Here is a 983-nt window from a genome sequence, read left to right on the forward strand (position 1 = left end):
CCAGGAGGTGGCGCGGTCCCACGCCGCGCTTTTTCCCAAAGTCAATGCGGGCCGTGGCCCAGTGCTGCCAGCGGTTGACCAGGCCCTGCTTTTCCAGCTGCGCGTTGTACAGGGCGTGGATATGGCGATGGGTGGCCTCCTGGCCGATGAATTGCGCAGCGGCCTCATGCAGCGATGCATGCTCTGGCGTGCGCGGCAGCAATTTGGCGCAGTCGCGCACGGCATCGATGAACGACTGCTCGCCGACCGGAAAGCTCATCGACAAGGCGTTGTGGTACTGGCTCAGGAAGGCATCGCCGCCAAACCAGTGGCGGTCAAAGCCGTCGCTCAGGTCAATCTCCAGCTTGCGCACGGTCAGGCCGTAAGCGCCGGCTGGTGTAGTCGATGTCGCGGCGGTGGGCGCGTCTGGTGTCATGATCTTTAAGTCTTGTGGAAAAGTCGATTCATGAGCATAACGGGTGCGTGGGGTCCTGGAGTTGATTTGCGCCTGAGCGGGTTCTTGCGGGGTGCCGTCAGGCGGTCTTGGGCGGCTTGGGCACGCGCCCCATCAGGTAAAACTCGGGATTGGGCTGCATGTTACTGAAACTCGCCATGCGGTTGGAGAGGCCAAAGAAGGCGGTGATGGCCGCGATGTCCCAGGCATCTTCGTCGTCGAAGCCGTGACCGTACAGCGCCTCAAAGTCGCTGTCTTCGATCTGGTCCGCCTGCTGGCACACCTTCATGGCAAAGTCCAGCATGGCACGCTGACGCGGCGTGATGTCGGCCTTGCGGTAGTTCACTGCCACCTGGTCCGCCACCAGGGGCTTCTTTTCATAAATGCGCAGTATGGCGCCATGTGCCACCACGCAATACAGGCAGTTGTTGGCCGCGCTGGTCGTGGTGACGATCATCTCGCGTTCGCCCTTCGTCAGGCTGCCGGTGGGGTTGGAGCCTTCTTCCTTGAGCATCAACGCATCATGGTAGGCGAAGAAGGCGCGCCACTC

2 protein-coding genes are annotated in these 983 nt (G+C 61.7%); both read right to left on the bottom strand.

Features of this window, described 5'->3' with window-relative positions:
* Nucleotides 1-415: metal-dependent hydrolase (locus tag AC1D0Z_RS22815; RefSeq protein WP_477660410.1), on the bottom strand; the 415-nt coding region annotated here is incomplete at its 3' end.
* Between the two features lie 97 nt (nucleotides 416-512).
* On the bottom strand, nucleotides 513-983 hold a 471-nt coding region (locus AC1D0Z_RS22820), incomplete at its 5' end, for a peroxidase-related enzyme (RefSeq protein ID WP_477660411.1).

It is taken from the genome of Polaromonas sp. P1_E3 (genome assembly GCF_056405935.1).